Source organism: Microtetraspora sp. NBRC 16547, from assembly GCF_030268965.1.
In the GTDB taxonomy this organism is placed as follows: Bacteria; Actinomycetota; Actinomycetes; order Streptosporangiales; family Streptosporangiaceae; genus Microtetraspora.
Genome location: NZ_BSSE01000024.1, coordinates 80,137 through 105,890, shown reverse-complemented (window position 1 = coordinate 105,890; position 25,754 = coordinate 80,137). Strand labels below are relative to the sequence as shown.

Annotated in this window: 21 protein-coding genes and 1 tRNA gene; 7 read left to right on the top strand and 15 right to left on the bottom strand. The window is 69.9% G+C overall.

Going from position 1 to position 25,754, the window contains the following annotated elements; translation table 11 throughout:
- Nucleotides 1-239: 239 nt before the first annotated feature.
- A complete protein-coding gene (locus QSK17_RS27415) occupies nucleotides 240-392 on the top strand; it encodes a hypothetical protein (RefSeq protein ID WP_285708245.1) in 153 nt (50 codons plus the stop codon).
- Nucleotide 393: 1 nt separating this feature from the next.
- Here the strand turns inward: QSK17_RS27415 and QSK17_RS27410 are convergent, their stop codons facing one another.
- The 9 genes from QSK17_RS27410 to topA form a co-directional block, all read right to left on the bottom strand.
- Nucleotides 394-1,656, bottom strand: coding sequence for an amidohydrolase (locus QSK17_RS27410; protein ID WP_285708244.1), 1,263 nt, complete (start codon nucleotides 1,654-1,656; stop codon nucleotides 394-396).
- A 91-nt stretch (nucleotides 1,657-1,747) separates the two neighbouring features.
- Nucleotides 1,748-2,359, bottom strand: a complete 612-nt coding sequence (locus QSK17_RS27405) for a permease-like cell division protein FtsX (protein ID WP_285708243.1) — start codon at nucleotides 2,357-2,359, stop codon at nucleotides 1,748-1,750.
- A complete protein-coding gene (locus QSK17_RS27400; protein ID WP_285708241.1) occupies nucleotides 2,356-2,850 on the bottom strand; it encodes a SigE family RNA polymerase sigma factor in 495 nt (164 codons plus the stop codon). The genes QSK17_RS27405 and QSK17_RS27400 overlap by 4 nt, the downstream gene beginning before the upstream one ends.
- A 145-nt stretch (nucleotides 2,851-2,995) precedes the next feature.
- Nucleotides 2,996-4,561, bottom strand: coding sequence for a hypothetical protein (locus QSK17_RS27395; protein WP_285708240.1), 1,566 nt, complete (start codon nucleotides 4,559-4,561; stop codon nucleotides 2,996-2,998).
- On the bottom strand, nucleotides 4,558-5,061 hold the full coding sequence (locus QSK17_RS27390; protein WP_285708239.1) for a SigE family RNA polymerase sigma factor: 504 nt from the start codon (nucleotides 5,059-5,061) through the stop codon (nucleotides 4,558-4,560). Before QSK17_RS27390 ends, QSK17_RS27395 begins: the two co-directional genes overlap by 4 nt.
- A 107-nt stretch (nucleotides 5,062-5,168) precedes the next feature.
- Nucleotides 5,169-6,356: a DNA polymerase III subunit delta' gene (locus QSK17_RS27385; RefSeq protein WP_285708238.1), complete on the bottom strand. Its 1,188-nt coding sequence runs from the start codon at nucleotides 6,354-6,356 to the stop codon at nucleotides 5,169-5,171.
- A gap of 56 nt (nucleotides 6,357-6,412) precedes the next feature.
- Nucleotides 6,413-8,470 (bottom strand): dTMP kinase, encoded by a 2,058-nt coding sequence (gene tmk / locus QSK17_RS27380; RefSeq protein WP_285708237.1) that lies wholly within the window; start codon nucleotides 8,468-8,470, stop codon nucleotides 6,413-6,415.
- A gap of 275 nt (nucleotides 8,471-8,745) precedes the next feature.
- Complete coding sequence (locus QSK17_RS27375) at nucleotides 8,746-10,161, bottom strand: metallophosphoesterase (RefSeq protein ID WP_285708236.1); 1,416 nt, start codon at nucleotides 10,159-10,161, stop codon at nucleotides 8,746-8,748.
- Between the two features lie 122 nt (nucleotides 10,162-10,283).
- Entirely contained in the window at nucleotides 10,284-13,040 is a 2,757-nt protein-coding gene (topA, locus tag QSK17_RS27370; RefSeq protein WP_502889315.1) for a type I DNA topoisomerase, read from the bottom strand.
- A 189-nt stretch (nucleotides 13,041-13,229) separates the two neighbouring features.
- Here topA and QSK17_RS27365 point away from each other — a divergent pair, with 189 nt between their 5' ends.
- On the top strand, nucleotides 13,230-13,415 hold the full coding sequence (locus QSK17_RS27365; protein WP_285708233.1) for a DUF5703 family protein: 186 nt from the start codon (nucleotides 13,230-13,232) through the stop codon (nucleotides 13,413-13,415).
- A 287-nt stretch (nucleotides 13,416-13,702) separates the two neighbouring features.
- On the opposite strand, the gene QSK17_RS27360 is transcribed toward QSK17_RS27365, so the two are convergent.
- From QSK17_RS27360 to QSK17_RS27350, 3 genes are all read right to left on the bottom strand, one after another.
- Entirely contained in the window at nucleotides 13,703-15,442 is a 1,740-nt protein-coding gene (locus QSK17_RS27360; protein ID WP_285708231.1) for a chaplin family protein, read from the bottom strand.
- 217 nt (nucleotides 15,443-15,659) lie between these two features.
- Nucleotides 15,660-16,232 (bottom strand): hypothetical protein, encoded by a 573-nt coding sequence (locus QSK17_RS27355; RefSeq protein WP_285708230.1) that lies wholly within the window; start codon nucleotides 16,230-16,232, stop codon nucleotides 15,660-15,662.
- Nucleotides 16,233-16,328: 96 nt separating this feature from the next.
- Complete coding sequence (locus QSK17_RS27350) at nucleotides 16,329-17,627, bottom strand: M20/M25/M40 family metallo-hydrolase (protein ID WP_285708229.1); 1,299 nt, start codon at nucleotides 17,625-17,627, stop codon at nucleotides 16,329-16,331.
- A gap of 205 nt (nucleotides 17,628-17,832) precedes the next feature.
- On the opposite strand from QSK17_RS27350, the gene QSK17_RS27345 reads away from it, so the two are divergent.
- Nucleotides 17,833-17,918 (top strand) — tRNA-Leu (locus QSK17_RS27345).
- Between the two features lie 125 nt (nucleotides 17,919-18,043).
- Here QSK17_RS27345 and QSK17_RS27340 read toward each other — a convergent pair.
- Nucleotides 18,044-18,781, bottom strand: coding sequence for a nucleotidyltransferase domain-containing protein (locus tag QSK17_RS27340; protein ID WP_285708228.1), 738 nt, complete (start codon nucleotides 18,779-18,781; stop codon nucleotides 18,044-18,046).
- A gap of 251 nt (nucleotides 18,782-19,032) precedes the next feature.
- Here QSK17_RS27340 and QSK17_RS27335 point away from each other — a divergent pair, with 251 nt between their 5' ends.
- Nucleotides 19,033-20,367 carry an alpha/beta hydrolase gene (locus QSK17_RS27335; protein WP_285708227.1) on the top strand — a complete coding sequence of 445 codons (1,335 nt, stop codon included), beginning with the start codon at nucleotides 19,033-19,035 and terminating at the stop codon, nucleotides 20,365-20,367.
- 132 nt (nucleotides 20,368-20,499) lie between these two features.
- Here QSK17_RS27335 and QSK17_RS27330 read toward each other — a convergent pair whose 3' ends face one another.
- On the bottom strand, nucleotides 20,500-21,888 hold the full coding sequence (locus tag QSK17_RS27330) for an FAD-binding oxidoreductase (protein WP_285708226.1): 1,389 nt from the start codon (nucleotides 21,886-21,888) through the stop codon (nucleotides 20,500-20,502).
- A 116-nt stretch (nucleotides 21,889-22,004) separates the two neighbouring features.
- On the opposite strand from QSK17_RS27330, the gene QSK17_RS27325 reads away from it, so the two are divergent.
- The gene (locus QSK17_RS27325; RefSeq protein WP_285708224.1) at nucleotides 22,005-23,177 is read left to right on the top strand and encodes a helix-turn-helix transcriptional regulator; all 1,173 of its coding nucleotides are present in this window, start codon (nucleotides 22,005-22,007) and stop codon (nucleotides 23,175-23,177) included.
- A 160-nt stretch (nucleotides 23,178-23,337) separates the two neighbouring features.
- Here QSK17_RS27325 and QSK17_RS27320 read toward each other — a convergent pair whose 3' ends face one another.
- On the bottom strand, nucleotides 23,338-24,066 hold the full coding sequence (locus QSK17_RS27320; protein ID WP_285708223.1) for a LysR family substrate-binding domain-containing protein: 729 nt from the start codon (nucleotides 24,064-24,066) through the stop codon (nucleotides 23,338-23,340).
- Between the two features lie 55 nt (nucleotides 24,067-24,121).
- On the opposite strand from QSK17_RS27320, the gene QSK17_RS27315 reads away from it, so the two are divergent.
- Complete coding sequence (locus QSK17_RS27315; RefSeq protein WP_285708222.1) at nucleotides 24,122-24,493, top strand: DUF5997 family protein; 372 nt, start codon at nucleotides 24,122-24,124, stop codon at nucleotides 24,491-24,493.
- Between the two features lie 312 nt (nucleotides 24,494-24,805).
- A complete protein-coding gene (locus QSK17_RS27310) occupies nucleotides 24,806-25,750 on the top strand; it encodes an ATP-binding cassette domain-containing protein (RefSeq protein WP_285708221.1) in 945 nt (314 codons plus the stop codon).
- Nucleotides 25,751-25,754 lie beyond the last annotated feature (4 nt).

The window sequence follows — 25,754 nt, the reverse complement described above, 5'->3', positions numbered from 1 at the left end:
CCGGCCTCCTCGATCTCGTGCGGCTGCCGCCCGCCCCCACCCTACGCGGCATCGGCCGTACATCGTCAGGCGTTCGCCGTATGGACGATCTGGGCGCTCTCGAAGGACCTCGCCCGACTCCGCCGGGGGACGCCGGCCGAGCGAGCGCCGGTCGGGCTTCGCCGCGACCACCCTCAGAGTGAGCTCGAACCTGGGCGTCTCATCAGCGAAAACGCACCCATGACGGGTATCCACGCCGGATGAACGCCGAACCGCTGCTGCTGCTCGCGCTGGACCTGACGGGCACCTTCGCGTTCGGGCTCAACGGCGCGTTGACTGCGGTGCGCGCCGCCCGGCTCGACATCCCGCCGGGCGGCCGCGGCGACGTCCCCGGTTCCGGGGACCGGCGGTGAGTCAGCGGCCGAGCCACGCGAGAGCGGCGACGACCAGGGCCTGGGAACCGGTGTCCAAGGTGGGCTGCGGGACCGGGGCGAACGCGGCGGAATGGTTCACCGGGATGTCCTGCGCCACCCGGCCGGTGGCCTCGGCCCTGCGGTAGGTCTCGGGGTCGATGCCGCCGATGCCCCAGTAGGTGTACGGGACTCCCAGGGCGTTCGGGATGTCACTGAAGTCCTCGCTGGCGGTCTGCCGGCCCATCGGCCCGGCCCGGTCGCCGAAGAACTCACCGAACGCGGCGGCCACCCGACCGGTGGTCACGGGATCGTTGTCGGTCAGCGGGAAGCGGTCGAACAGCTCGATCTCCGGAGCCTTCGGACACCGCGACGCCTGGCACTCGGCGAGGACGATGCGGCGCACCGCGTCCAGGATCGCGCTTCTGGTCCGCTCGTCGTAGGTGCGGATGTTGAACTCCAGCACGGCGTGATCGGGGATGATGTTGCTCTTCGTGCCGGCCTGGACGCTGCCGACCGTGACCACCGCGGTCTCCCCCGGCGAGGTCTCACGGGACACGATGGTCTGCAGCCGGATCACGATCATCGCCGCGAGGACCACAGGGTCGACGGCCGCCTGCGGCATCGAGCCGTGGGCTCCGCGTCCGTACACGGTGACGCGCCCGCTGTCGGCGGCGGAGAGCACCGGACCGGCATGAGTGCCGACGTGCCCGGCCGGCGCCGGCAGCACGTGCTGCGCGAGCGCCACATCCGGGGCCGGAATCAGCTCGGCGAGGCCGTCGTCGAGCATGGCCCGCGCGCCGTCGCCGGTCTCCTCGGCCGGCTGGAACAGCGCCACCACCGTGCCCCGCCACCGGCCGGTCCCCTCGGCGAGCAACTGGGCCGCGCCGAGCAGACAGGTGACGTGTACATCGTGTCCGCAGGCGTGCGCGATCGGTATCTCGCGCCCGCCGGGGTCCGTGACCGTGTCGGTGCTGGCGTACGGCAGGCCGGTCGCCTCACGCACCGGCAGCGCGTCCATGTCCGCCCGGAGCAGCACCGTCGGACCGTCGCCGTTACGCAGCACCCCGACCACACCGGTGCCGCCGACCCCCTGGTGCACCTGGCAGCCGATCCGGCCGAGGCGCTCGGCGATCTTCGCGGCGGTACGCCGCTCATGGTGGGACAGCTCAGGGTGCCGATGCAGGTCCCGGTAGAGATCCTCCTGCCATCCCCGCACGGACCCCAGACGGGCCGCCACAGATGACGCGGGTGACATGGCGGCCATGACGCCCTCCTCGGGGCGGCGACACACGTGCCCTCCTTCGAGGCTAGGCCCTCCGGTTCGACCGGGCGGGAGCGCGTACGGCGTCAGGGCCTCAGCACTTCGACCGGTCCCTTATGCACACCGTGTCGACGACGTTCGAGATTCCGGGCATGTGCTCGACGCCCCTCACCACCCCCTTGTGATCGGCCCCCTGCTTCAGCTTCCCCCGGAAGGACTCCGGCATATCTGTCGGTTTGATCACATCGACAAGCCGGGAATTGTCGCTGTTGGCGGCGCGGAATTTCTCGTAGGCCTCCATCTGCGACTCGAACTTGACGGACTCGACCCCGGGCAGCGACTCCAGAACCTTCCGGATCCGCTGCCGATCGTCCTCGGTCGCCGCACGCTTCTTGCACACCGGGAAGGCATCGTTCTTGCCGCAAAGGAACACCGCGACCTCGTCCTGCCAGGAATCCGCCCCCACCAGGCTGAGCTGGACCATGCTGTACGCCACAGGATTGGCCGCCGTCGTGGCCGGAGGTGCGGGCCGTACCAGCAGGAACACCCCGAGAGAGACGGCGGCGACCAGCACGGCGGGAACGACCACGAACCGGGAGATCTGGGCGCGGGAGCGCCTCGACGGCGCGGTCAGCGGGCGGACGGACCGGAGGTCGGCGGTCGCCGCCGCCTCCGACAGGGCTTCACGAAGACGCTCTTCGATCATGATTCCTCCCCAAGATTCCGGGCGAGGGCGGCGAGCCCCCGTGTGATGGTGGAGCGCGCCGTGCTCCCGGCGACGCCCATGGTGTCGGCGATCTCCTCGTACGAGAGGTCGAGGTAGAACCGCAGCACGAGCGCCTCGCGCTGCCTGCGCGGCAGGCCGCTCAAAGCGATCAGGACCTCGCGCCGCTCCTCGCCGATCAACGCGACGCTCTCCGCCGACCAGACCGGCGGCTCGTACGGCACGGCCCGCCGGAAGGCGACGCTCCTGCGCCGCAGCACGGACCGGCAGCCGTTGAGCACCGCCGACCGCACGTACGCGAGGGCACAGCCGGGATCACGCAACCGGCGTCGTCCGGCATGGGTGCGCGCGAACGCCTCCTGGACGACGTCCTCGGCCGTGGCGACGTCGCCCACCATGAGCAACGCCAGCCGTACCAGGCCGAGATGATGGTCGGCGAACAGCGCCGCGACGTCGACGCGTTCCCGGATCAAGGGCTCTCCACGGGAGAGCAGTTCCACTTTCACACAACAGAGACGCACCAACGCGCCTCGTGCTGCTTCTGATGCGCGAGAAACAGGAACGGCCGGTCTCCGGGGCACAACCCCGGCAGACCGGCCGAACAAGCCGGGCAGAGGTCTACCAGGCGATCCTGGAGCCGAAATTCACGAGGGCGTCACCGGCGTCCACCAGGGTCCGGTAGCCCTTGCCGTCCACGACGCCGATCTCGCCGTCCCGCGTGACAAGCATGTTCTCCCCGGTGCCGTCGATGTCGAGCAGCCGGAGGCCAGGCGTGCCGGCCTCGCGATAGAAGACACCCAGCGGCCCACCGTCGGCCGCACTGAACGCGGCGAGGCCGAAGGGGCCGGACCCCGGCGGCAACTTCCCGCCGTCGAGCCCGACGCCGACAGCGCCCAGAGCGGCCACGATACGGGTGCCGTCCGGGCTGATCTTGGCGCCGAGGACGCCGCTGGCCACCTCGCTGCCTGGCTTCCAGAGCGAGAAGGTCGCCGCCTTGTCCAGGCTGTCGCCGGGTGCGCCCGTGTCGAGCAACCTCACCTCGGGTGAGTCCGGACACACCCAGATGGTCTGCTTCAACTCGACCGGCCCGGATCCGGGCTCGACCTTCGCGGCCTCTGTCGTCAGTGCCGCGTCGCCCCGCACGGCGGGGACGGACTCCGCCGAGAAACGGCACCATGACATGGCCTCCACGGTCGGCACAAGGCTCGGCGCGACGGTGGGCACAGCGGTCGGCATATCCGACGGAACCGCGCTGGGCGCGACACTCGGGACTTCCGGCGGCACAGCGCTTGGAACCGGGCTCGGGGCGACGGACTCCGTCGGTTCAGACATGACCGGTTTCGCCGGCTCCGCGGTCATCGTCGGCACCGGTGACGGCGCGCCGGTCGCCATGAGGGTCGCCTCGCTGCTCGGCACGGCCGATCCCTCGACGCTCGGCACGAGCGACGGCTCGACGACCGCAGGCTCCGCGACGGCGGCCACGCCCCCGACAACATCCCGCGTGAAAAGCACGAAGCGTCCGTCGGCCGTCATCGACAGGTTGGTCGCACCGGTGCCGTCCTTCGCGATCCAGGTACGGCTGTCGCCGGTCGCGGTGTCCGCCACCACCAGGCTTCCCGTCCCCGGCTCGCGGCCACACGGCGCGGTGCCGTACGCGAGCTTGGCCCCGTCGCCGCTGACGGCCAGCGACGTCGGCCTGGTGCCCGCGGGCGGCGCGAACGGCAGCGTGTCGAACGAACCGACCTTCCCGGCGTCGTCCAGCAGGAACCGGTACAGGCGTGGCCGGCAGTCGTCCGACGCGGACACCGCGTAGAAGAGGCGGTTGTCCTGGGCCGCCTGGATGCTGACGAACCGCTCCCTGTCCGAAGGCTCCGGAACGCGGGAGGTCTCGCTGCCGCCGTCCACGCTCCTGATCGTGATCCCGTCGTCCCCGGCCTCGGCGAAGAAGTTCGGCACGGCGGCGGGGCCCGCGCCGGCCGCGGCGACCTGGCCGAGGCCGCCGTCCCCGCCCCTGACGACCGCAACGCCGCCCGCGACCGCGACGGTCACGGACGCCGCCGCGGCGACCGGGACCAGCCAGGACCTTCTCGTACGGCTCTCGCCCAGGGAGAGCCCCGGAGGGTGATCGATGGTCTCGCCCACGGCCTGGGTCGCGTCGCGCAGGCGGTTGATGATGTCGTTCATCGTGCGTCTCCAAGCAGTCGGCCGAGCGCGTCCAGGGCTCGGGAGGTGGTCGACTTGACGGTGCCCCTGCTGACGCCCATGACCTGGGCGGTCTCCTCTTCCGACAGGTCGCCGTAGTAGCGCAGCACGAGCGCCTCACGCTGCCGCCGGGGCAGGCGGTGCAGCGCCTCCATGACCTCGCGCCGCTCGGCCCCGAGCAGGGCGGCGGATTCCGCGGACCAGACCGGCGGCTCGTACGTCCCGGCGAACCAGGACGGCAGCCGCCTCCTCCGCAGCACGCTCCGCGCGTTGTTGAGCACCGCGGAACGCAGGTAGACGAGGGCCTTGCTCCGGTCGCGCAGGCCGCCGAACCGGCGATGGAGGCCGAGGAACGCCTCCTGGACCACATCCTCCGCCGTCTCACGGTCTCCGAGCATGACCAGTGCCAGTCTGGCGAGGCCGAGGGCGTGCTCGGCGTAAATTCCCGCGATCGTGTCATCCGCGGCTTCCGAGGAGTTCAACAACCCCCCGGGGGGTTTATGGATATCCAGCGTTTCGGCCTGCATGTACCAGAGACGCCGGATCACCCGTGAGGTTGCTCACGACGCGGCCTCTATCGCGAAAAGCTCTACCCCAGGAGTTGAGGATCCCGGAGGGCGAGGGTCATGGCCTCCACCGCGATCTGGGGGTTCACGTTGGCCGCGAGCCGCTCCCGGCAGACCATGATGGCCTCCGTACGGCGCAGCGTGTCCTCGGGGGTCGAGCCGCCGGCGAGGGCCTCCAGCTCACGCCTGCGATCCTCGTTGGCCAGCTCCATCCCGGCTCCGAGCTGCACCGCCAGCACGTCCCGGTAGTACGCCACCAGATCGAGCAGCGCCGCGTCGATCGAGTCACGCTTGATCCGGGTGGCGCGCGACTTCTGGAGGGTCTCCAGCTCCTTCAGCGCCCCCGCGCCGCCACGGACCAGGCCCTTGCCCAATCCCTTGCCCGACGACCCCTCGCCGTAGACCCTGCGCAGCTCGGTGGTCTCGGCCTCGTTCAGCGTGGCCGTCGCGGCGTCGGCGTCCTCGGTCGAGGTCTTGACCAGCCGCTCGGCCGCCGCGATGCACTCGCCCACACCGGTCAGCGACGCGGGGATGGACAGCACCTCCTCGCGGCGCCGTCGTACCTCCTCGTCGAGGGCCAGTCGCCGCGCGCGGCCGACGTCGCCGTGCGCGGCCCGTGCCGCGAACCACGCCATGTCGTCCGGCACGCCGTCCCTCGTCGCGAGCACGTGCGCGACCGCCTCCGTGGACGGCGTACGGAGCGTCACCACGCGGCAGCGGGACCGGATCGTGATGATCATGTCGTCCGGGGACGGCGCGCAGAGCAGCCAGACCGTCCGTGGCGGCGGCTCCTCGATGGCCTTGAGCAGCGCGTTGGCGGCGGCCTCCGTGGCACGGTCGGCGTCCTCGAACAGCACGATCCGCCAGCGCCCCAGCGTCGGCGCGCCGGCTCCCTTGAGCACGAGGTCACGAGTCTGCCTGGCGCTGTAGGAGAGCCCCTCGGGCCGCACCCAGGTCAGGTCCGGGTGGGAGCCGATCTCGACCTGGTGGCAGGAATCACAGTGGCCGCAGCCCTGATCGGGGCAGAGCAACGCCGCCGCGAAGGCCCGGGCGGCGTCGGAGCGCCCCGAGCCAGGAGGACCGGTGAACAGCCACGCGTGGGTCATCCCAGCGCCGCGGCCGCCCGCGAGGGCATCGGCGGCAGCTGAAGTGGCCTGCCGCAGCACGACCGTGGCCCGATCCTGGCCCACCAGATCCTCGAACACACCCACGCGCCCAACCTACCGTCAGATCGTGGGCGGGCCCGGCCGAGATGCTCCCGCGGACTTCAGTCGCGGATGGCCGGCATGGTGCCCGTGGCGGTCTCGGTCTCGTGCGGTACCGGGTCCGGCAGCACCTCGCGGACCCGGTCCTGGATGAGCCGGGAGATCTCGTCCTGGGGCAGCGTGCCGTCCACGACCAGGTAACGGTCGGGCGCGGCGGCCGCGAGCGCCCGGAACTCCCGCCGGACCCGCTCGTGGAAGTCCATCGGCTCGGACTCGATCCGGTCGGCGGGCGAGGCCATCCGGCGCAGCCCCACCGACGGCGGCACGTCGATGAGCACCGTCAGGTCGGGGATCAGGCCACCGGTCGCCCAGGCGTTGACCCGTGCCACGTCGTCGGGGTCGAGCGCCCGCCCGGCGCCCTGGTAGGCCAGGGACGAGTCGACGTACCGGTCGCAGACCACCGTGGAGCCCCGCTGGAGCGACGGCCGGATGACCCTCTCCACGTGCTCGGCCCGGTCCGCGGCGTACAGCAGGGCTTCGGAGCGCGCCGACAACCCCTGGTGGGCGGCGTCGAGGAGGATGGCACGCAGGCGCATGCCGACCTTGGTCGAGCCCGGCTCGCGGGTCTGCACGACGTCGAAGCCCTGGTCGCGCAGCCAGATGGCGAGCAGCCTCGACTGGGTGGTCTTCCCCGAGCCCTCGCCGCCCTCGAACGCGACGAACAGGCCGGAGCGCTGCTCGTCGTCCTCGTCGAGGAGCTTCTCGCCCCGCAGCGCGGCGAACAGGTCCGCCCCGATGGGGACACCGCGCCGGTCGTCCATGTGCCGCAGCGCGAGCAGGCCGACGATCACCGCGAGCAGCGCGCCCAGGAGCAGGACCACGTTCGAGCCGTCGAAACGGTAGGTCATGCCCGCCACCACGAGGAGGTGCGAGCCGACGAGACCGCCGAGCGCGGAGGCCACCGCGACGACCAGGAGCAGTACCACCCTGGCCAGCGACTGCAGGAAGGAGAAGGTACGGCCGCGCAGGCCGTCCTCGACCTCCAGGCCGATCAGCGTGTACCCGATGATCCAGGCGGTGCCCGCGCAGGCGCCCAGCAGCACGGTGAGCACGACGACGACCACCAGGTCGTGGATGAGCGCGATGGCCGCGAGCGTCAGCCCGGCCATGATGATGGTCAGCCCGAACAGGCGCCGCCGGGACAGCTCCCCGAGGAGCCGGGGGCCGAAGAACATGCCGAACCCCATGCCCAGGAAGACCGCGCAGAAGACAGCGCCGTATCCCGCGTCGCCGCCCTGCAGGGCCGTGACGTACGCCTTGGCCACGCCGACGACCGCGCCTCCGGCGGCGAAGGCGCCCAGCATCCCGATGATCAGCCCGCGCACCACGCGGTTGCCGCCGACGAACCGCCAGCCCTCGACGACCTGCCGCAGCACGGACGGCGTGGACACCCGGCGGGTGTGGTCCTTCGGGATGTCCCGCAGCGTGAAGATCAGGCTCGCGGAGACCAGGTAGGCCAGGGCGTTGACGCCTAGGGCCAGGTCGGTCGGCCGTGCGCCGAACCCGGGGACGGCCGTGGCGATCACACCCATGATCGCCGACAGCACCGCGAAGAGCGCCGCCGCGACCGGGGCCGTGCCGTACGTGACGAGCAGGTTGAGCTGGTTGGCCTCCTCCAGCCGCTCCTTGGGCACGAGGTTGGGCACGGTCGCGTCCTTGGCCGGCACCCAGAACAGGTTCGCGCACTCGACGAGCAGCGTCGCGATGATCACCCACTGGTAGCTCCCGACCAGCGGGATCGAGGCCACCACGGCGAATCTCGCGATGTCCGCGGTCACCATGGTCAACCGGCGGTCGAACCGGTCGGCGACGGCGCCGGCGAGCGGGCCGAGGAGGATCGCGGGCAGCATCTTGGCGACGAAGACACCGCCGATGGCCAGGCTCTGCGCCTGATATCCCGACCCGGCGGTGAGATTCCCCGCCAGAGCGGTCAGCGCGATGATGTTCAGCCAGTCTCCGAGGCTGCAGATCGACATGGCCGTCCACAGCCTGCGGAACGGCGCGTTTGCCAGCACGTTCGGCGGCTTGCGCCGCCCGGCTGCCCGGCCATGGGTGCTCATGATGTCAGCGTATCCAGGTGCTCACTGGGCGGGGGAAGGGCGCGAGGGGGCCGGATTTCCGCCCGCTCGTCGCCTGAGGGTAGTACGTCCCGCCGTGTCCCGCAGGACGGACGCGAGGAACAGTGGCCGGTTTTTCCCGCCCTGCCCGCCTTTTCCCCGCTCTGCCTCGTTTTTCCGCGTCCTGCCTCGCCCTTCCGCGTCCTGCCTCGCCCTTCCGCGTCCTGCCTCGCCTCTCCGCGCCCTTCCGCGTCCGCCGGGCCGTACGAGCCGGGAGTTCAGGACCGGAGCTCGATGAGGGTGATCTCCGGCGGGGCGCCGACCCGGACCGGCGGCCCCCAGTAGCCCGCGCCCCGGGTCACGTAGATCTGCGTGCCGTCCACCTTGTCCAGCCCTGCGACCACCGGCTGCTGCAAAGGCACCGCCAGGTTGAACGGCGCCATCTGCCCGCCGTGGGTGTGCCCGGACAGCTGGAGATCGACGCCGTACCCCGCGGCCTGCCTGACCTGGACCGGCTGATGCGCGAGCAGCACGACCGGCCGCGCGGCGTCCCGCCCGCCGAGGGCCTTCTCCAGGTCGGGGCCGTCCCCGATCGGCGTTCCGTAGAGGTCGTTGATCCCCGCGAGGTCGAGTACGGCTCCCGCGTGCGCGATCTCGACCCGCTCGTTCCGCAGGGAACGTACGCCGAGGGAGTTCAGCTCCTCGATCCACTCCTGGGGCCCGTTGGACGTGTAGTACTCGTGATTACCGGTCACGAAATATGCCCCATAGCGGGACTCAAGGTTGCGCAGCGGAGCGGCCAGCGGGCCGAGCTCGGCCACCGACCCGTCCACCAGGTCGCCGACGATCGTGACCACGTCCGCCTGCAGACTGTTGATCATCCGGACGATGCGCTCGGTGTGGCCCTTCCCCGTCAGCGGTCCGATGTGGATGTCACTCACCACGGCGAAGCGCAGGCCGCTCATCCGCGGATCCAGCCTGGGCAGCCGGACCGGGATCCGCTCGATCACCGGGTCGCCCATCGCCGTGCGCATGCCATACCCCACGGTGGCCAGCGCCCCGACGCCCGCGACCGTGGCGGCCGTACGCGCGATGAACACCCGCCGATCGACCTGGGACGTTCCCGGGCCAGCGGATATCGCCGGGGCTGTGGATGCGACCAGGTCTGCGGATTCTGCCGAGCCGGCGACTGCGACCGGGTCTGTGGATATTGCCGAGGCCCTGGACGTTCCAGATCCGGTGGACGGTCCCGGCGCGAAAGGCGATCCGAGCACAGGATCGCCTGAATCCACAGAACCGGGCGAACCCGCAGGCCCGGCAAAACCGGCAGAATCCACAGGCCGACCGGAATCCACAGGCTCACGAGATTCCACAGGCCCAGGTGAATTTTCGGGACGCCTGGCCATCAGCAGGGCGATCGCCCGGGGAATCTCCAGGGCCACCGTGAACACGACGAGATAGAACATGATCGCCAGCCACATGTAGCCGGGCCACGCGATGACACGCTCGAACGACATCCCGAAGACCTGGCCACCGATGGTCCTCAGTGGCAGCAGGAACACGAGCAGGACGAGCCCCCACGTGAGCACGCGACGCGGCACGCTCCCCGGGCGGGTGGTCGGCCGTACCAGCCGCCGCCACAGGTAGTAGTGCACGACGACCACGACGGCCAGGATCGTGATCAGGAACCCCACGGCGTACTCCCCTCGCTCCGCTGCCGGACGATCCTACGGAGCGATTCCCGGGAACGCGCCGCGCCCCGGCCCGGTGGGAAACCAGACCGGGGCGCGGACCAGAACCGCGTCCTAGCCGCGTCCTAGGACTTCGTCGAGGACTTGGCCGCGGGCTTCTTCGCGGGCGTCTTCTTCGCCCGGGTGGCCGTCGTCCGCTTGGCGGCGGGGGCCCGCTCGCGGCGCTCCGCCAGCAGTTCGGCGGCCCGCTCGATCGTGATGTCCTCGACCGTGTCGCCCTTGCGCAGGGAGGCGTTGGTCTCGCCGTCCGTGACGTACGGACCGAACCGCCCCTCCTTCACCACCACGGGCTTCTTGGAGTTCGGGTCCTCGCCCAGCTCACGCAGCGGCGGAGCGGCCGCGGCCCGGCCCCTGCCCCGGGCCTTGGGCTGCGCGAACAGCTCCTTGGCCTGGTCGATCGTGACCGTCAGCAGGTCCTCTTCGGAGGCCAGCGAGCGCGAGTCGGTGCCCTTCTTGATGTAGGGCCCGAACTTGCCGTTCTGCGCGGTCACCTCCTCGCCGTCGATCTCCCCGACGACCCGGGGGAGCGTCAGCAGCATCAGCGCCTGTTCGAGCGTGATGGTGTCCAGCGACATGGACTTGAAGAGCGAGCCGGCCCGCGGCTTGGGCACGTCGGCCTTCTTGACCCGCTTCTTTCCCTCGGCGGGCGCCGGCTCCTCCGGCAGGATCTCCGTGACGTACGGACCGAACCGTCCGCTCTTGGCCACGATGACGTTGCCGGTGACCGGGTCCTTGCCCAGCTCGCGGTCGGCGCTCGGGCGGGAGAACAGCTCCTCGGCCTTCTCGGCGGTGAGCTCGTCGGGCGTCATGTCCTCGGGCACGTTCACCCGGGCGCCGTCGCGGTCCAGGTACGGGCCGTAGCGCCCGACCCGGATCACGATGTCGCTGCCCCTGATCGGGAAGGAGCTGATCTCCTTGGCGTCGATCTCGCCGAGGTCGGTGACCATCTCCTTCAGGCCCTCGTCGCCGTCCCCGCCGAAGTAGAAGCGGCGCAGCTCGGGCACCCGCTCCGCCCGGTCGTTGGCGATGTCGTCGAGGACCTTCTCCATGTCGGCGGTGAAGTCGTAGTCGACCAGGTTGCCGAAATGCTGCTCCAACAGGTTGACCACGGCGAACGCGAGGAAGGACGGCACCAGCGCGGTGCCCTTCTTGAACACGTATCCCCGGTCGAGGATCGTTCCGATGATCGACGCGTACGTCGACGGGCGGCCGATCTCGCGGTCTTCCAGCTCCTTGACCAGCGACGCCTCGGTGTAACGCGCGGGCGGCTTGGTCGAGTGCGCCAGCGCGTTCAGCTCGGCCGCGGTCAGCCGCTCGCCCTCGGACAGGTTGGGCAGCCGCTTCTCGGCGTCGTCCCTGACGGTCGACGGGTCGTCCGCGCCCTCGACGTACGCCTTGAGGAAGCCGTGGAAGGTGATCGTGCGGCCGGTCGCGCCGAACTCGGCCTTCTCGCCGGCGCTGGAGGTGCCGCCGACCTTGACGGACACCGACTCGCCGACGGCGTCCTTCATCTGGGAGGCGACCGTACGCTGCCAGATCAGCTCGTACAGGCGGAACAGGTCCCCGGACAGCCCGGTCTCGCCCGGTGTGCGGAACTGCTCACCGGACGGGCGGATCGCCTCGTGCGCCTCCTGCGCGTTCTTGACCTTGCTCGTGTAGACGCGCGGCTTGTCCGGCACATACGCGGAGCCGTACAGCTTGATGGCCTGGCCGCGCGCGGCGGCGACGGCGGTCTCCGACAGCGTGATGCTGTCGGTACGCATGTACGTGATGAAGCCGTTCTCGTAGAGCCGCTGGGCGATCTGCATGGTGTACTTCGCCGAGAAGCCGAGCTTGCGGCTCGCCTCCTGCTGCAGCGTCGTCGTCCGGAACGGCGCGTACGGCTTTCGCGTGTACGGCTTGCGCTCCACCGACGTGACGGCGTACGACGCGTTCCCCAGCCGGCCCGCCAGCGCTCCGGCGGCGGCCTCGTCGAGATGGAGCACGTCCGCGGTCTTCAGGGCGCCGGTGGAGGCGAAGTCACGGCCCTGCGCGACCCGCCTGCCGTCCACGGCGGTCAGCGTGGCGCTGAACCGGCGCGGATCCTCGTCCCTGCCGGTGTCGAAGAGGGCCTGCAGATCCCAGTAGCTCGCGGCGGTGAACGCCATGCGCTCGCGCTCGCGCTCGACCACCAGCCGGGTCGCCACGGACTGCACGCGGCCGGCGGACAGCCGGGGCTTGACCTTCTTCCACAGGACCGGGCTGACCTCGTAGCCGTACAGCCGGTCGAGGATGCGCCGGGTCTCCTGCGCGTCGACGAGCCGCAGGTTCAGGTCACGCGGGCTGGAGACGGCGTCCTGGATCGCCTGCGGCGTGATCTCGTGGAAGACCATCCGGTGCACCGGCACCTTGGGCTTGAGCACCTCGCGCAGGTGCCAGGCGATCGCCTCGCCCTCGCGGTCCTCGTCAGTGGCGAGGTAGAGCTCGTCGGCGTCCTTGAGAAGCTGCTTCAGCTTGGAGACCTGGGACTTCTTGTCCGGGTTGACGACGTAGAGCGGCTCGAACTCATGGTCGACGTTCACCCCCAGACGAGCCCATGTCTCACCTTTGTACTTCTCAGGGATGTCGTCGGCCCTCTCCGGAAGATCACGGATGTGGCCGATGCTGGACTCCACGATGTAGCCGCGCCCGAGGTACCCGGCGATGGTCTTCGCCTTGGCAGGCGACTCGACGATCACCAGGCGGGTTGCGCCGGCGTTGCCGTCCTTGGCTGGCACGCTGCTTCCTACCTCGCTGTTCCCTGTCGTTCCCCGTGTTCCCGGTCGGGACAACCGTTCCCACATCAGACTCGGCTGATCCTTTGCCCGGCCAGGCCACGGGACCGTCTCGACGGTAACCCGTCGCCGGAAGTCCTTCCCCCTCGGGCTACCCGGTCCTGTCCCTGTGTGTAACTCACCTGGACCTTCTATCCACGAGGACGCAGAATAGAGCCAGGCGGGTTCCCCTAACACATCTCTCGGAGACTAATCGCTTTGCTGGACTACTCCTACAAGGACCTGTATCTGCCGTGTGGGACCTCACGCGAGGTCGCCAGGCAGGTTCTCACGGAGCATGCCGAGTACGGAAGCTGGGAACTGGACCGGCTGCGACTTTATCCCGACGGAAGCAGGCGTGTCCGACTGCGCCGCAAAATCATACGCGTCGTCCGCACCTTGTGACCACGTTCTCGCGGATCACCGGCGCGGATCAGCGGATGACCGGCGCGGATCACCGGCATGGCATTGCCCGCCCCGGGCCGCGCCCCCGGAGCGGGCAAGCTCCTCGCTGCTTCGCCGTGCCGGCCTGAGGGGATCGGCCCTGGGCCGATCCCGCCAGAGGCGTGACGAAGCCTTTCCGCTTCCCCTCCCCGGGGTCATCTCCCGTGGAGGGACGAAGCGCCTGTGCTCATTCGCCGTGAGCGATGAGCGCTCGTGGTTTTCCCTTACTTCTCGCCTACTTCTCGGCCCTACTTCTCGGAGCGGAGGCGGAAGCGCCGCACGACGCTGAACATGGTCGCCGAGGCGGCGAACATGGCACCCAGCGCCAGCGCGATGAGGGAGCCGGGGTTCATCCCGGTCATGCCGACCGGCTGCTCGGCGCTCATGAGGCCGAGGTTACGGAGCGGGAGCACGTCGCTCGCCCCACCGAGGGAGTTCGCGACGGGCAGCGAACCGACCAGGCCGGTCACCGGAGCGAGCGCCGAACCGGCGCTTCCCTTGCCGGCCACGGGCAGGCTCGGCATCTGCGCGGCGGCGGGGAGCACCCCGCTGTCCGCGACGCCCGGGACCGTCGGCAGGGCGGACAGCATCCCGCTGGTCCGCACCGGCGTGGCCTTGCCTGCGCTCTTGTTCCAGGCGCTGTGCCAGCCCTTGTGGCCGTGCGACTGGCCGCCGCCCACGCTGGCGCCGCCGAGGCACCCGGCCGCGGCGTCGCCGAGGACGGCGACCGCGTTGCCGCAGATGTTGATCGGCGCGGTGATCGGCGCGACGATCTGGTTCCCGCCGAGGATGCTGTGCTCACCGTTGGTGAAGTTGCGGCCCGCACCGCCCGCGCCGCCGGTCACGGACGCGCCGCCCTTGCAGCCGCCCCTGGCGTTGCCGAGCACGGCCACGGCGTTCCCGCAGATGTTGATCGGCGCGGTGATCGGCGCGACGATCTGGTTCCCGCCCAGGATCGAGGAACGACCCGAGGTGACGTTGCGGCCCGCACCGCCCGCACCGCCGGTCACGGACGCGCCGCCCCTGCAGCCGGAGAAGGCGTTACCCAGGATGCCGATCGAGTTGCCGCAGATGTTGATCGGCACCGTGATCGGCGCGACGATCTGGTTCCCGCCCAGGATCGAGGAACGACCTGAGGTGACGTTGCCGCCCGTACCGGCCCCTGAGTTCTTCACGGACGTGCCACCCGCGCAACCGGCGCTGCCGTTGCCCACGGCGTTGCCGCACAGGTTGATCGGCGCGGTGATCGGCGCGACGATCTGGTTGCCGCCGAGGATGCTGTGCTCGCCGCTGGTGACATTGCCACCGGCGCCGCCGACGACGCCGCCGGAACGGCCGTGACCGCGCCCGTGACCGTTCCAGTGGCCGCCGTAGCCGTGCCCACCGCCGTTGCCGGGGCCGCCGCCGTTGCCGGGGCCGCCGACCGACGCGCCGCCCTTGCAGCCGGAGAAGGCGTCGCCCAGCACACCGATCGAGTTGCCGCACAGGTTGATCGGCGCGGTGATCGGCGCGACGATCTGGTTCCCGCCCAGGATCGAGGAGCGGCCGGAGGTCCGGTTGCCACCGGCGCGCGAGCCGGAGTTATTGACGGACGCGCCGCCCTTGCAGCCCGCGGTGGCGTCACCGAAGATCGCGATCGCGTTGCCGCAGGCGTTGATCGGCGCGGTGATCGGCGCGACGATCTGGTTCCCGCCGAGGATGCTGTCCTCACCGCTGGTGACATTGCCACCGGCGCCACCGGCGCCGCCCGAACCGCCCGGGCCGTTGAGAACCGACGCGCCGCCCTGCGACGTCGCGGTCGAGTCCCCGGCGACGGCGACGGCGTTGCCGCTGATGTCGATCGGAAGGGAGATGGGGAGGTTGAGCTGGTTGCCGCCACCGATCGAGCCGCTGCCGGTGGTGTCGGCGAAAGCCGTACCGCTGCCGAGGGACATGACACCGACGGCGAGAAGCGCCACGGAGGTCGAACCCTTCGCCCACGTACGCATGATGGATGCTCCTAGGTTCTCTGGGGGATACCTGACGGCTCGCGACGGAGTCCGGGCCAGGGCATAGCGGAGCCATGGACCGTCACGAGGGATGGGAAAACTCGCGTCACCCGCGCGGAGACGCTCAGCCGACAGTGCTCGCGGGAATCGAGGACGTCGCGGGGCATGCTCCGCCACCGGCCCGGTGTTGATGAGGCGGACCGGCGTGAACGCGGGATCAGTCAGGCGAGATGGATGGGTCGTCCGCCGCTGTGCGCACGACCGGGGGAAGGACTCCCGCGAAGGGCGCGGGCAGCTCCACGAGCCGCACGTCGTAGAAGGAGCGCGCGACATCCCCGAACAGGGTCGATCCACCGCTCCCTTGGGGGACCATGCCCTTGCTCCCAGGGGTGTGGTCAGCGGTGGACGGTGGTGGGAAACCGGGCTTCGACTGGCTGGTCAGCCCGTCGACAGTGCGCCCGGCCATCGCCTCGGCATTGGCCGAGGCGTCGTCACTCGTGGGGAAACCGTCGGTCCTCGTGGAGGCACCGCCATCGATGACCGACCCGGTGACGACAGTCGAAGGGGCCGCATCGGCACTGGCCGAGGCCGTGCCGAAGACGCCGAAGATCACACCGAGCAACCAGGCGACGGCGACGAATCCGCTGATGATCAAAAAGCGGACCAGCCGCGAGCCGGCCACGAGCCGCGCCATCCGGCTCTGCCCGTCGGCCTGGGAAGCAATCGCGGGCACGCACGGGTCGGCGGCGGGCATCTCTGCCCGCGACCGCTCGTCCAGCGTGCGTGCCACGCGACCTCCCCGAGATCAACCAAGTCCGCCTGGCGCGGATCAACCCCTCAACGGAGAGTTACTCTATCGGCACGCCAAGTGAGTGCAACTGGTTTCTCAGCAGTAATCGAGGAAACGGTCAAGAACCCGAACCCCGAATTTGAGCGAATCCACCGGAACCCGCTCATCTACCCCATGGAACATTCCGGAAAAATCGAGATCCGCCGGAAGACGCAGGGGCGCGAACCCGAATCCACGGATGCCCAGCCGGCTGAACGCCTTGAGGTCGGTGCCCCCGCTGAGCGTGTACGGCACGGCCTTGGAGCCGGGGTCCTCCGCCTGGAGCGCGTCGGCCATGGCCTTGACCAGGGACCCCTCGAAGGCCGTCTCCAGGGCGACGTCGTGGTAGACGAACTCCCTGGTGACGTTGGGGCCGAGGAGTTCGTCCACGGTGGCGAGGAACTCGTCCTCGTAGCCGGGCAGGAAACGGCCGTCCACGTGGGCGGAGGCGCTCTGGGGGATGACGTTGGCCTTGTACCCGGCGTCGAGCATGGTGGGGTTGGCCGTGTTCCGCAGGGTCGCGCCGACCATCCGGGCCAGCGGGCCCAGCTTCGCCACGGCCTCCTCCGCGTCCTCGGCCTTCAGCTCGATGTCGAACGCCTCACGGAAGAAGGACTGGACGGTCGGCGTGAGCCGTACGGGCCACTGGTAGCGGCCCAGGCGGCCGATCGCCTCAGCCAGCTCGGTGACGGCGTTCTCGTCGTTGAGCATGGAGCCGTGGCCGGCCCGGCCCGTCGCGGTCAGCTTCATCCAGGCGATGCCCTTCTCGGCCGCCTCGATGAGATAGAGACGGCGGCTGTCCGACAGGCTGACGCTGAAGCCGCCGACCTCGCCGATCGCCTCCGTGCACCCCTCCAGCACCTCCGGGTGCCGCTCGACCAGCCACTGCGCGCCGTAGTTTCCTCCGGCCTCCTCGTCGGCCGTGAAGGCCAGCACCACGTCCCGCGGGGGCTTCCTGTTCCCGCTGAGGCGCTGCCGTACGACGGCGAGGATCATGGCGTCCATGTCCTTCATGTCCACCGCTCCGCGGCCCCAGACGCAGCCGTCGGCGATCTCCCCGCTCATCGGGTGATGCGTCCAGTCGGACGCGTCGAACGGGACGACGTCCAGATGCCCGTGGAGGAGGAGCGCCCCCCGCCCGGAGTCCGCCCCCTCGATGCGGGCGATGACGTTGGCCCGCCCGGTGTCGGATTCGAGGATCTGCGGTTCGAGGCCCACCTCGGCCAGCTTCGCCGCGACGTACTCGGCGGCTCGGCGCTCACCCGGCCCCGCGTTGTCACCGGCGTTCGTGGAGTCGATGCGGATCAGGTCCCGGCACAGGCCGACGACCTCGTCCTCGCCGTTGAGCGGAGTCATGCGCCTCTCCCCGTGTATCCCGTGCTTCGGTCGGTCACAGCGTGGTCCTCCTGTTCACGTACGGCTGGTGCCTCCCATCCTGCCGTCCACCTGTGCACAAGGGGAGCCGGGCATGGGGCGATGGATTCCAGGTATGAACCTCACGCCGGACAGTGCTAATCTGTGTGAGCCGACGCGGGATGACGGTCCCACGTGCAGGCACCAAGTCCGGGTGGCGGAATAGGCAGACGCGCTAGCTTGAGGTGCTAGTGCCCAGTGATGGGCATGGGGGTTCAAGTCCCCCCTCGGACACAAACCTTTTGCACATGTGGAGGTCAGGGACAACCTGAGCCTCCACAAGTCGTTTCTGGGGCTGGTAGGTCAGTCTGAGCCCTATCTGTGAGTAGACGTCGGCCTTGTCGGCCGAGTCTCCCCTATTACGGTCGCATCAGGTCGAGGTCCTCGCCCCATGCGTCCAGCACCGTGCCGTGCCCGGCGCGCCGGGCCGCTGCCTCGACATAAGCGAAGATCCGCCGTTGCAGGGGTACATTGCCCGTTCCTGAGATGCGGTACGCGGCGTCCAGCAGCATGCCGGTGTCCCAACCGGGCAGCGGGTATCGGGCGAGTTCCCATTCCAGGTACTTGTTGTAGGGGCGGGGGCGACGGTCCATTGCGAAAAGCAGCTCCAGCAGAAATCGGATGCTGTCGGCCGCGTCGAGGCGGGCCGCTAGTGAATGCCCGTCACGGTCGTTCTTGACGGAGCGGTAGAGAGAGTTGGCATAGGCGTCGAGCCATTCGCCGCAGTCCCGGAATGCTTCGTCGGCGTCGAGCCGCGCCTTGGCGGCGAGGATCTGGGCGATGCCTCCGTTGAGCCGGTCGAGCACGACCCTGGCGCGGGCAAGGGCGTAGCGCTCGAAGCCCGGCATTCCGGCCGCGCGAAAGTCGGTGAGGGAGATGATGACGAGGTCGAGCTCGGGCGTCCGGTGGCCGGTAAACCGGGTGAGATCCGTTGTCGCGCCGTCGGCAAGGACGACGTACAGGTCGTAGTCCGAGTGCTCGGTGGTCATGTCGTCGTGGGCGTGGGAGCCCTTGAGGACGAGTCCGACGACGGCGGGGTCGGCGGCGGCGAGTTCAACGAACGCGTGGTAGGTCAGGGGCTGCTGAGCGGGCGTCATGTGATCTCCGGTGGATGGTGACGGCTATGCCTGTCGGGGCGGCCCCACCTCTCGGGTCGCCCGCACCGTTTGTGACGGCACTCAACTGCCACCCGGAAGATCAACGCACGTGTGGACTCTATCGCCGAGCCGTCGGAGAGGTAGCGAATTCGGGGCGAGCCATCGCCTGTCCTGATTCCTTGACTGATAGGGGACCATTCAGGTGCCTCCCGGAGGCGCGCGGAGCCGGGGTTGGGGTTGACTGTGGCCCCGTGACTCATGAGGCCATGCAGAATGCCGAGGCGGGACAGCGGTCGACGCCTCGGCGACGATCGCGGCTGGTGACCTGCCTGGCCGTGGCGGCCGTGACTGCCGGGGCGGGGGTGTGCGGTCTGGCCGCGCTTTTCGCGGCCGCCGCAGTCACCGCCGTGCCGATGCTTTTCATGACCGCCGGCATGGTGGTCTTCTTCGCGGTCGGTTACGCCGGTGCGGCGCTCATCACGGCCAGGCGGGTGCCGCCCGAACGCCGGCGCACGGCACGACGGGTGGCGTTCGCGGCCGGTTCGCTGGTGCCCGGTGCGGTGTTCGCCTGGGCCACCCTGGCGCCCGCGCCCCCGTCACCCGCCACCGCCCTACCGGGTGCCACGGCGGTCCAGGTCACCGCGTCCAGGCTCACCGTGATCAAACTGCCCGCACGTGGTACGACGAGCCGCCCGCCGATCATCGTCGTGCACGGCGGCCCGGGCGTGCCAGAACTGCAGGACAACGCCGAGGCGTTCGCCTCCCTCACCGGCCAGGGATTCGACGTCTACCTCTACGCGCAGCTCGGCACCGACGGATCGACGCGGCTGGACGATCCGCGCGGCTACACCCGCGAGCGCGCGGTGGAGAACCTGGAAAGCCTGCGCAGCCGGCTTGGACTGCCTAAGGTCATCCTGATCGGCCACTCCTACGGCGGCGAGATCGCCGCGAGATACCTCGCCACCCATCCCGACCGTGTCGCCGGGCTGGTGCTGACCTCTCCCGGGGCGCTGGACCCGGCCGACACCAGCGGCGACCTCGTCAGCGGTCGACTCGACCCGGCCCGGAAAGCACAGCTCTACGGCACACTGCTCCAGCCGCGCCCGCTGCTCGGCTACCTCCTGTTGCAGGTCAATCCGCCGGCGGCGCACGCCTTCCTGCCCGACGCCGAGGCCGACGCCCGTAACGACAGGGTGCTCAAGCTAACCCAGCCTGCGTTGTACTGCCGGGGTGCGACGCTCACGGAGCGGCCCGTACGGGGCACCGGCTTCTACGCGATGCAGTACCCGCAGTCGGCGACCGCCCCCCGACCGAGTGACCCCCGTCCGGCGCTGGCCGGCCTGCCCACGCCCACACTGATCATCAAGGGCTCCTGCGATTACCTGTCCTGGCGCTCCGCCACGACGTACCGCGATCTGCTGCCGAACTCCCGGCTGATCTACGTGAACGGCGCCGGACACAACGTCTACCACGGTGCGAACAAGATGGTGCTGGCCGCCATCACGGCGTTCCTCACCCGCCAGCCCTTGCCCCTTCCCTCCTACACCGCCGCCGCGCCGCCGGTGGGCTACGAGGGCCCGCCGTGACCGGGCGCAAGGGCCACCGCGCTCACCGTTTCACGTCTTGCGCGCGGGCCCCACGGAGGCGTTGGGGGGATCGCGTCCTCGGTGCCGCCGTCGGCGATGAGGATCTGCGTGGGCGGCGGCCCTTGGGCGCTGTCAGGCTCCGGCCGGTGGGATGTTCTGGTTCAGCGCGAAGACGTTGTCTGGATCCATGCGTGCCTTCAGCCGCGTCAGGCGGCTCCAACTGTCGGGCAGGTACGCCTCGCGGATGCGGCCGCTGCCCTCGTCCCCCAGGTGGTTGACATAGGTGCCGTCGGCCCACGGCCGGGTGGCGTTCCACGTTTCGCCTACCCAGCGGCGGTGCAGGCCGGAATCCTCGGCGGGGTTCTCCCAGGTGGCCGCGATCATCGTCATGTAATCCGCCGACCGGTGTCCGAAGGCCGTCGCGCCGCGGTCCCTGTCGCCGATGGCGCCGCCGAGACGGCGGAGCAGTACCTGATTCAGGGGCGACGACGGACGGGTGCCGTGGTGGAAGAGCGCGGCGATGGCCTCGTCCGGCAGGCCTTGGAGGAAGTCGGAGCGGACGTACTGCTGTCGCCCGGGGACGTTGGCGTCGTCGAACATCCTCTGCAGGTCGGCGTACCCCATAATGCCGAAGGTGTCGATGAGTGGCCGTCCGAGGCTGCGCAGGGGCGCGGTCAGCTCCTGCCCGATGTGGCGCGGGCCGAAGTAGGCGGCCGCGATGCCGACGACGGGCTTGCCTACCGCGTCGGCGGGCACGAAGGGCGCTGGAGGGGCGGACACCAGCGCCGCGACGAGCGACAGCTCGCGCGGCGCCCGCTCGCCGACTTCGTGAAAGGCGTGGAGGGCGTCCTGGGCGAGCGCTCCCGGATACATGACCATGCCGGCCCAGGCGGGTGCGACCGAGTGAAGCCGGAAGGTGAAACGGGTGACGATGCCGAAGTTGCCGCCGCCGCCCCGCAGCCCCCACATCAGTTCGGGATCGGTGCTGTCGTCGGCTGTCACGACGTCCCCGGTCGAGGTGACGAGCTCGACGCCGAGGAGATTGTCCGCGGCGAGGCCGTACAGCCGGGAAAGCCAGCCGATGCCGCCTCCGAGGGTGAGGCCCGCGACTCCAGTGTCGGAGATCTCACCGCCGGGTGTCGCGAGTCCCTCCGCCTGCGCGGCCGTGTCGAACTCCCGCCAGAGGACGCCGGGATCCACATCGGCGCGTTGCACCTCGGGGTGCAGCTCGATCCCCTTCATGGGGCTGCAGTCGATCATGAGCCCGCCCTCGACCACCGAGTAGCCCGGGATGCTGTGGCCGCCGCCGCGCACCGCGATCGGGAGGCCGTGTCGGCGGGCGAAGACCACCGCCGCGGCCACGTCCGCCGTCGACCGGCAACGGGCGATGAAGGCGGGCCGGCGGTCGATCGATCCATTCCAGATCCGCCTGGCCCTGTCGTAGCCGGCGTCGTGTGGGGTGATCAGCTCGCCCTCGAAGCCGTCCAGGGCGGGAACCGAGGCGCGGTAGGCGATGTTCATGCCAGTCCTCCTGTCCGTTGCGTTCATGTGGGCAAGCGTGGGACAAGGCGCCTCGTGGGCGACATCCCTCGGCTGAGGGATGGTGGGGGCGCCGGACCCGCGCCGATACTGGCGACATGAGAAGTGGGAGGGGGCGAGACGTACGGGAGGCCGTGGCCGACCTGTCTCGCCGGGCGCAGTCCCCGCTGGCGCTCGAGCGCGGGGTCGCCGCCCAGCTGGCCCGAGTCGTCCCATTCGATCTGTGGTGCGGATTGACCATGGACCCCGACACGGGAAACCCCACCGGCGGCTTCCACGACGAAGGGCTGCCGTTCCAGCATCTCGGCCGGTTGACCGAGATCGAGCAGCAGGACGCCGACCCGGACGTCCTCACCATGCGCGAGCTGGTCCGTAACGGCGTGACCGCACGGACCCTGTCGCAGGCGACGGGTGGTGATCTCGCACGCAGCCATCGCTTCCGCGACGTGCTGCGCCCTTCCGATATCCGGCACGAGGTCCGCATCGGCTTCCGCGCCGCGGACGGCCGGGTATGGGGAGCGATGGTCTTGATGCGGGGCACCGACATTCCCGACTTCACTGCCCGGGAGCTCGATGCCATGCACGCGATCAGCCAGCTCGTCGCGGATGGGCTGCGCCGGGCCATGGTGCTCTCCGGGCGCCCGCCAGCCGAGGACGACGGGCCCGGGCTGATGCTGTGCAGGGTGGCCGAGACCGTCGTGCTTGATCACGTATCGGCGTCCGCCCGGCGCCTGCTCGACGAGATCGACGACAGCCGCCTCGGCGACCTGCCTTACACGCTCGCATCACTGGTGTACGCAGCCCACCGGCGGGCCGCCTCCGGCACCCCGCATCGTGTCCGCATCCGCACTCGGACGGGACGATGGCTGACCGCTCACGCCGAGCATCTAGGAGACACCTCGGTCTCCGTCATCCTGGAAACCACCCGCCCTCAGGAGATCATGGAGCTGCTCGCCGACGTCTACCGGCTCACCGCCCGGGAACGCCAGATCGCCGCGCTGGCCGGGCGGGGCCTCACGAACAAGGAGATCGGGTCGGTCCTCTTCCTGTCGGCGTTCACCGTGCAGGATCACCTCAAGGCCGTTTTCACCAAGACCGGCACCCGGAGCCGGTCCGAGCTCGCGGCCTTTCTGCACGGATACCTGGTCACCCGGGCGCGCCTCGACGTCGACGCCCCCCTCCCGCCCGTTGACGGTACGGGCCCCGTCGTACAGGCGCAGCAGCGCCACGACGTCGATCACGCTGGCGGGCGGCGCGGTCTCACCGCCTGATCCACATCCCTCACCAACGCCTGTCATCCATCGTTGTCCCGGTTTGATCTGGGCGTGGGGCAGAGAGATCTCGCGGTCTCGAGTCCCTTGATGTGGTTCAACTGAGGCCGGGTCGGTCACATTTATTGCCGGGTCCGAACCGGAGGTTCGGGGCTGCATGTCACCGAGGCCGGTAACCCTTCCCTTTACGGCGGGCCGGCACGGCCCGGCGGCCGGAGTCATTCCGTGCGGGTTTCTGTGCCTGCCGCTGTGCCGGTTTCTCCGCAGGGGAGGCGGGGGTCCGGCCCCGCGAGCTGTTCACTGTCCGGCCGCGGACGATGCCGATGAAATCTTCCACCAGGTCAGTGGTCGCGTCCGTGGGCCAGGCCAGCGCGACCTGAGACTGTGGCGCGTCCGACACCGGCCGGTAAGTGAGATCCCTGCGGTGGTGGAGGCGTGCCAGCGACTGCGGAACCAGGAGAAGCCCAGTGCCGGCCGCTACCAGTTCGACCGCGTCCGCCGTCGTGGCCGGGCGGGTGAACGCGGGCAGCCCGGGTCGGGTCGTCCACTCGATGGTGTCGTCCAGAGGATGGAGCACCTCGTCGTCGCTCAGGTCGGCGATGACCACCTCGTCGGCGGCGGCCACCGCGTGGTCCTTGGGCACCACGACCACCGTGGTCTCCACGTAGAGAGGAATCACGCTGAGCCCGTCCCGGTCGACCGGCAGCCTGACGAATCCGGCGTCGGCACCGCCCTCCCGCAGAAGTCCCACCACCTCGGCGGCGGGAACCGCGACCAGGGTAACCGGCACGCCGGGCATCCTCTCGGTCCAGACGTTGACCCATTTCGCGGGTGTCACCCCGGGCCCGTACGCCAGCCGGAACACCCTGCCGGTCTCCCCATCAGTCACTTCCTCAGGGTACCGATGTCAGGGGAACCCGTTCCGACTGACTACTCTTGGCGCCATGACCTCGCCCAAACCGAAGAGCATCCAGACGATGAAGCCCGCGACCGCGGCCAAGAAGCTGGGTGTCCTCCTCTCGGCCACTCCCGCCGAGTTCCAGGCGGGGGTCGTCTCCAGGGACGAGCTGAACGAGTTGCAGTCGACGCCACCCGCCTGGCTCGCTGACCTGCGCCGCAACGGCCCGCACCCCAAGCAGGTCATCGCCGCGAAGCTCAGGGTCTCCATTTCCGGCCTGACCAGAGGCGGGATCACCGGACCGCTCACCACCGCTGAGATCGATGCGCTGAAAGCGGAGAACCCTGCGTGGCTGGAGCGCGAGCGGTCCATCCAGGCCGAGACCCGCAAAGAAGCACTCCGCCTCAAGCAACGCTAGACAGCTGAGATCCTGCACGTCATACAGCCCGAGGCCGTAGCGGCCGTAGAGGCCGTCGCTCTTCGGGTCCGGCTTGTGCACCCGCGAGGGCTGGTCAGCTGCTCTGCGACGCCCCGCCCGGTGCCGCGGCGGACGCGTACGGCGGCGGCCGCCAGCTGCCGGACGGCTGGCCCCCCGGACGCCGGCGGCGGGTTGGTGTACTGACGCAGGCAGAGGTCCCGGACGGCGATCAGGTCTGATGCGGTGTCGTGTCAGCGGCCGTGTCAGCACCGCAACCGCCCGGTATCAGGGCGGTCGGCGATCGTGGATGCCATGAACGGATCAGCGATCGCGGTCTCGGGGCTGCGAAAGGCATACAAAGACAAGGTCGTGCTCGACGGCATCGACCTTGATGTCCGTACCGGCACGATCTTCGCTCTGCTCGGCCCCAACGGCGCCGGGAAGACCACGACGGTGAACGTGTTGACCACGCTGCTGTCCCCCAACGCCGGGAAGGTGGTCGTCGCCGGGCACGACGTGGTCACGGAAACCAAGGCGGTGCGCGCGGCGATCGGGGTCACCGGGCAGTTCGCGTCGGTGGACGACCTGCTCACCGGCGAGGAGAACCTGTTGCTGATGGCGGATCTCCTGCACCTGCCCAAGGCGGAGGGCAAGCGAGTCGCCGGCCGGTTGCTCGACCGGTTCGATCTGGTTGAAGCGGCGCGCAAACCGGCGGCGTCCTACTCCGGCGGCATGCGCCGCAAGCTGGACCTCGCCATGACGCTGGTCGGCAAGCCGCAGATCATTTTCCTGGACGAGCCCACGACGGGACTCGATCCGCGCAGCCGCCGCACCATGTGGGAGATCATCCGGGAGCTGGTCGCCGGTGGCACGACCATCTTCCTCACCACGCAGTACCTCGAGGAGGCGGACGAACTCGCCGACCGCATCGCCGTACTCGATCAGGGCCGGCTGGTCGCCGAGGGCACCGCCGACGAGCTCAAGCGCCAGGTTTCCGGCAGCCATGTCCGGCTGCGGTTCACCGATCGGCAGGCATTCGACGTCGCGGCACAGGTCCTGCACGCGTCCACAAGGGACGACGAAGAGCTGACCTTGCGGGTACCCGGCGACGGCGGGGTGCGGTCATTGCGCGCGCTGCTCGATCGGCTCGATCAGCATTCCATCGACGTCGAGGAACTGTCGGTGCATACACCGGACCTGGATGACGTCTTCCTCGCCCTCACCGGTCACGGGAACAAGGAGATCAACGCACGATGAACGT

Excerpts from the sequence above, each read along its gene's own strand:
- tmk (WP_285708237.1), bottom strand. The coding sequence starts at position 8,470 with ATGAGCACCCATGGCCGGGCAGCCGGGCGGCGCAAGCCGCCGAACGTG.
- QSK17_RS27340 (WP_285708228.1), bottom strand. The coding sequence starts at position 18,781 with ATGACGCCCGCTCAGCAGCCCCTGACCTACCACGCGTTCGTTGAACTC.
- QSK17_RS27405 (WP_285708243.1), bottom strand. The coding sequence starts at position 2,359 with ATGATCGAAGAGCGTCTTCGTGAAGCCCTGTCGGAGGCGGCGGCGACC.
- QSK17_RS27315 (WP_285708222.1), top strand. The coding sequence starts at position 24,122 with ATGACCTCGCCCAAACCGAAGAGCATCCAGACGATGAAGCCCGCGACC.
- QSK17_RS27415 (WP_285708245.1), top strand. The coding sequence starts at position 240 with ATGAACGCCGAACCGCTGCTGCTGCTCGCGCTGGACCTGACGGGCACC.
- topA (WP_502889315.1), bottom strand. The coding sequence starts at position 13,040 with ATGTGGGAACGGTTGTCCCGACCGGGAACACGGGGAACGACAGGGAAC.
- QSK17_RS27410 (WP_285708244.1), bottom strand. The coding sequence starts at position 1,656 with ATGGCCGCCATGTCACCCGCGTCATCTGTGGCGGCCCGTCTGGGGTCC.
- QSK17_RS27325 (WP_285708224.1), top strand. The coding sequence starts at position 22,005 with ATGAGAAGTGGGAGGGGGCGAGACGTACGGGAGGCCGTGGCCGACCTG.
- QSK17_RS27310 (WP_285708221.1), top strand. The coding sequence starts at position 24,806 with ATGAACGGATCAGCGATCGCGGTCTCGGGGCTGCGAAAGGCATACAAA.
- QSK17_RS27350 (WP_285708229.1), bottom strand. The coding sequence starts at position 17,627 with ATGACTCCGCTCAACGGCGAGGACGAGGTCGTCGGCCTGTGCCGGGAC.
- QSK17_RS27395 (WP_285708240.1), bottom strand. The coding sequence starts at position 4,561 with ATGAACGACATCATCAACCGCCTGCGCGACGCGACCCAGGCCGTGGGC.
- QSK17_RS27360 (WP_285708231.1), bottom strand. The coding sequence starts at position 15,442 with ATGCGTACGTGGGCGAAGGGTTCGACCTCCGTGGCGCTTCTCGCCGTC.
- QSK17_RS27330 (WP_285708226.1), bottom strand. The coding sequence starts at position 21,888 with ATGAACATCGCCTACCGCGCCTCGGTTCCCGCCCTGGACGGCTTCGAG.